The organism is Pantoea sp. Pa-EAmG (assembly GCF_030024295.1).
Lineage (GTDB): Bacteria > Pseudomonadota > Gammaproteobacteria > Enterobacterales > Enterobacteriaceae > Pantoea > Pantoea dispersa.
In genome coordinates this window covers 1-4,319 of record NZ_JASEWO010000261.1, presented here as the reverse complement: position 1 = coordinate 4,319, position 4,319 = coordinate 1, and the positions used below count along the sequence as shown (strand labels likewise).

Genomic DNA, 4,319 nt, shown 5'->3' with positions numbered 1-4,319 from the left:
ATCCTCTTGCGTAAAAAGTTTTTCCGCATCGTACTCAGTCGCATTATCGATGAAGTGGAACGCCATCATGAGCTGGTGGAATACCTTGCAGATCCGATAGCTTTGCAGTATTTGCAAGCCCTTGAGTATGCAGAAAGTTAAGCCGCATAAATAATAATTGCTACTGCTTCAACTACGCCATATGGATATCTGGCCATGGACAATCTTTCCCAACGTAAAATTAAAACCGGCAGCGACCCGCGTAAGCTGCCGGATTATGCTGCTCTGCGTGAAGAGCTGAGCAAATTGACCCATCCGGCACGGCCGGATATAGACTGGCTTTACGTTGAACAACGCTGCCTTTCTCTGTTCGAACAAAACGGAGTGGAGTTGCAGACCGCGGCCTGGTACACGCTTGCCCGCATGCAACTGGCCGGCCTGGTCGGATTGAATGAAGGTCTGGCGCTAGTGGAAGCGTTGGTGAGCCATCAGTGGGGGGCGCTGTGGCCGCAACCGATTCATGCGCGCATGGATATTCTCACCAGCCTGAGCCAGCGCGTGCAGCAGCAGATGCGCACCCTTTCCCTGAATTATGACGATCTGAGTCAGCTTTATCGTGCTGAACAACTGCTTACCCGCCTGGGGACCGTGTTACAGCGGCTGGAGCTTAAACATCTTAGCCAGCTTGATACGTTGCGTGCTCTGATGCACAACAGTGCTGCCAGGCTGGAAAGCCGTGACGGTATGACCAGCGACATCTTGCCCGGCACCACGCTAGATAACGGGGCGATATCCGCACTCCCGCATGAAACGAAAACTCCGCATAACGCCAGATGGATTTATGTCGCGCAGCAGCAACATCAGCCGAAGATAAAGGTGCAGACAGCGGCGCTGGCCCGTCGTAATAAGTGGCAATTTTTCAGTGCCGGGATGTTTACCATGCTGCTTATCAGCGTGGTCGCGGTGGGCGGCTGGCAATATCTGCACCGGCCCGATCCGCTGCAGGCTCAGCTGGTGGCATCGCTGGGTCCTGTGCCCGCCACACTCACGCCACAGCAGCGGGATGTGCTGCGGCAGCGGACGTCCATACCATCAGCCTTGGTCGCCGACACGCAGCAGCAGTTATCTCGCCTGGAGCAACTCGCGCCCGACTGGAATATTGCGTATGGCCAGCAGCTGGTGGAGCAGGCGCAGGCGCTGTGGCCGGAACAGGCGGGTTCTTTATCAGCACGGTGGCTGCATCAGCTTGAGGCCAGCACGTTGCCAGCGCAAAACCTTGCGGCCTGGCATCAGGGGATGATGAAGCTGGCGCAGTTAAGCGAGCGTCTGAATGGACTGGATGAGCAAAAAGGCAAATACATCACAGTGAGTGAGCTGAAGTCCTCGGTATTTGGCATGATGACCCGTTTTCAGCAGGCTGAGCCCATTGAGGAACAATTGCGGCAAATTCACTCGCTACCAGCCAGTGCGCCCCAGCGGCAACAGCTTATCCGCCAGCTTGAACAGCACCTGCGATCGCAGATTTACACCTTGTGGCAGATGAAAAACAGCATTGGGGTGGCAGAGGGAGAGGACCAATAAACGAAGCGGTAAACCAAAGCAGAAGAGCTGTTACTGGTGTCCCCTGCAGGAATCGAACCTGCAACTAGCCCTTAGGAGGGGCTCGTTATATCCATTTAACTAAGGAGACGTGCGGCGCGCAGTATAGCGCACCGTGCAGGGGATTTTAACCGTGGGCCGCCTGTTTGCTCAAAGTGTCAGCAATCAGGCGGTGGCGATCACGCTTTTTCCTGATCTTTCTGCTTTTCCTGCCTCTCTTTACGCTTCTGTTCGGCTCGCGCTTTGGCTTTGGCCGCTTCGCTCATGTCGTTACGGATCTGCGCGTGACTGATCAGGGCAAAAATCAGCGTACCGCCGGTGATGTTGCCCAGCAGGGTGGGCAGTGCAAACGGCCACAAAAACTCCTGCCACGGCAGCGTGCCGGCAAACACCAGATACAGCACTTCAACCGATCCGACCACAATGTGGGCCAGATCGCCCAGCGCCACCAGCCAGGTCATCATTACAATCACCACAATTTTGGCGCCGCCAGCGTAAGGAAACATCCACACCATGGTGGCGATGATCCAGCCTGAAATCACTGCGTTGGCAAACATTTCGCCCGGCGTGTGCTCCATCACTTTTTCGCTGATGGCAGTGAAGGCCTGGCGCGTGGCGTCATCGAAAATCGGCATATGATTAAACGCCAGCGCGCCCAGTGCGGTACCAATCAAATTGCCGATCAGCACCACGCTCCACAGCCGCAGCAGCAGCATAAAATTGCCGCCGGTGGGTTTATGCATCACCGGCAGTACGGCGGTGACGGTATTCTCGGTAAACAGCTGCTGGCGCGCCATAATCACGATGACAAAACCAAAGGTGTAGCCGAGATTCTCCAGCAGATAGGCGCCGGGCACACCAGCGAGGTGCACCTGAAAAATGCCTTTCGCCATCAGCGAGGCACCCATCGATAAGCCGGCGGCAATCGCTGACCACAGCAGAGCCATGCCGTCGCGTTCCAGCTCCTTTTCACCGTCCTGCCGAATCTCTTCATGGATCGCCGCAGCCCGCGAGGGCAGGGCGTCTTCGTCCACTTCAATATCCGTGCCTTGTTCTTTTTCTTCACTGTCCACGTCATTGTCATGCGTGTTATTTGATGGCGATGGCTTCATTTTTTCTCCCGGTGATAATGCCAGTGCGTAATAAGCGTAGACGCTTTTAGCAAGGGCGAAATGTTACAAAGATTCAAATTAAGAGTAACAAGAGATTAGCAAAGGTGGTTTTTTGAGCGCTTTCTTGATCTGATGCGCATGAATACCCCATTTGGGGGAAGGGGGAGCTTGCGCGCAGACTTCGGCCCCTGGTTTGAGTGTGGTATTATTCCCGCCTCATTTATTGCTATGAATCTCCCTTCTATGCTCGAAGTGATTAATCTCGCCTGCGTTCGCGATGAGCGAACCCTGTTCCACGGACTGAGTTTTCAGGTGCAGGCGGGCGATGTGGTGCAAATCGAAGGCCCCAACGGCGCAGGCAAAACTTCACTGTTGCGACTGCTGGCGGGGTTAAGCCGGCCAGAGCAGGGCGAAGTACGCTGGCAACAGCAGTCTATTCGCCGGCAGCGCGAAATATGGCAGCAAAACCTGTTGTATCTCGGCCATCATCCGGGCGTGAAATCGGTGCTGTCGCCGCGGGAGAATCTGCATTTCTGGCACGGCGATCGCAGCGAAGACACGCTGTATGACGCGCTGGAGCAGGTCAATCTGCTGGGCTATGAAGAGGTGCCGGTGGCTCAGCTTTCTGCCGGGCAGCAGCGGCGCGTGGCGCTGGCGCGACTGTGGCTCAGCCCGGCTCCGGTGTGGATTCTGGATGAGCCGCTGACCGCTATCGACAAACACGGCGTGGAAAAATTAATGGCGCGCTTCGCCGATCATGCCGATAACGGTGGCGTGGTGATCCTGACGACCCATCAGGACCTGCCGGACAGCCATGCGCGCGTGCGCAAAATTCGTTTTACATCGGAGTGGGCGTGATGCTTGGCCGGGTTATTCAGCGTGAGTTAAAGATTGCCTTTCGCAGCGGCGCGGAAGTGGTTAATCCGCTGTGGTTTTTTCTGATCGTGATTACGCTGTTTCCACTAGGCATTGGCCCTGAGCCGCAGCAGCTGGCGCGCATCGCGCCCGGCGTCGCCTGGGTGGCGGCGCTGCTGGCATCGCTATTGGCGCTGGAGCGGCTGTTTCGCGACGACTTTCTCGATGGCTCGCTGGAGCAGTTGCTGTTGCTGCCGACGCCGCTGCCGATCACCGTGCTGGGCAAGGTGATTGCGCACTGGCTGATTACCGGGCTGCCGCTGATTTTACTCTCGCCGCTGGCGGCGCTGCTGCTGTCGCTGGATTTTGCAGGCTGGCGGGCAATGGCGCTGACGCTGCTGATCGGCACGCCAACCCTGAGTTTTCTCGGTGCGATTGGCACCGGCCTGACCGTCGGGCTGCGGCGCGGCGGCGTATTGCTGAGTTTACTGGTGTTGCCGCTGTCGATACCGGTACTGATTTTTGCCAGCGCGGCGATTGATGCGGCCGGTCAGGGGTTACCGATCGGCGGTTATCTGGCGATCCTCGGCGCCATGCTGGCGGTCAGCGCCACGCTGTCGCCGTTTGCGACCGCCGCCGCGCTGCGCATCAGTCTGCATTAAGGCGGGCCTCCGGCAGAGAGGCCGCCATCCGAATTCTTATTTAGTGTGAGCAATGTCAATGTGGAAATGGTTACACCAGTGGGCAAAGCCTGAGCGGCTTTACCAGCTATGC

4 protein-coding genes, 1 tRNA gene and 1 pseudogene are annotated in these 4,319 nt (G+C 56.9%); 4 read left to right on the top strand and 2 right to left on the bottom strand.

Annotation, left to right across the window (positions count from 1 at the left end; genetic code table 11):
* A pseudogene (locus QMM04_RS21145) lies at positions 1-141 on the top strand (GIY-YIG nuclease family protein); the annotation flags it as partial.
* A gap of 54 nt (positions 142-195) precedes the next feature.
* Positions 196-1,560 carry a VasL domain-containing protein gene (locus QMM04_RS21140; RefSeq protein ID WP_282996947.1) on the top strand — a complete coding sequence of 455 codons (1,365 nt, stop codon included), beginning with the start codon at positions 196-198 and terminating at the stop codon, positions 1,558-1,560.
* A 34-nt stretch (positions 1,561-1,594) separates the two neighbouring features.
* Here QMM04_RS21140 and QMM04_RS21135 read toward each other — a convergent pair.
* Both QMM04_RS21135 and QMM04_RS21130 read right to left on the bottom strand, forming a co-directional pair.
* Positions 1,595-1,669: transfer RNA gene (locus QMM04_RS21135), tRNA-Arg, on the bottom strand.
* Positions 1,670-1,757: 88 nt separating this feature from the next.
* Positions 1,758-2,690, bottom strand: a complete 933-nt coding sequence (locus QMM04_RS21130) for a formate/nitrite transporter family protein (protein ID WP_058775841.1) — start codon at positions 2,688-2,690, stop codon at positions 1,758-1,760.
* Between the two features lie 243 nt (positions 2,691-2,933).
* Between QMM04_RS21130 and ccmA the strand changes: the two genes are divergently transcribed.
* Complete coding sequence (ccmA, locus tag QMM04_RS21125) at positions 2,934-3,548, top strand: cytochrome c biogenesis heme-transporting ATPase CcmA (RefSeq protein ID WP_282996948.1); 615 nt, start codon at positions 2,934-2,936, stop codon at positions 3,546-3,548.
* Positions 3,548-4,207: a heme exporter protein CcmB gene (ccmB, locus tag QMM04_RS21120; protein ID WP_058758454.1), complete on the top strand. Its 660-nt coding sequence runs from the start codon at positions 3,548-3,550 to the stop codon at positions 4,205-4,207. The genes ccmA and ccmB overlap by 1 nt, the downstream gene beginning before the upstream one ends.
* The last annotated feature ends 112 nt before the right edge of the window (positions 4,208-4,319 follow it).

Excerpts from the sequence above, each read along its gene's own strand:
- QMM04_RS21130 (WP_058775841.1), bottom strand. The coding sequence starts at position 2,690 with ATGAAGCCATCGCCATCAAATAACACGCATGACAATGACGTGGACAGT.
- ccmA (WP_282996948.1), top strand. The coding sequence starts at position 2,934 with ATGCTCGAAGTGATTAATCTCGCCTGCGTTCGCGATGAGCGAACCCTG.
- ccmB (WP_058758454.1), top strand. The coding sequence starts at position 3,548 with ATGCTTGGCCGGGTTATTCAGCGTGAGTTAAAGATTGCCTTTCGCAGC.
- QMM04_RS21140 (WP_282996947.1), top strand. The coding sequence starts at position 196 with ATGGACAATCTTTCCCAACGTAAAATTAAAACCGGCAGCGACCCGCGT.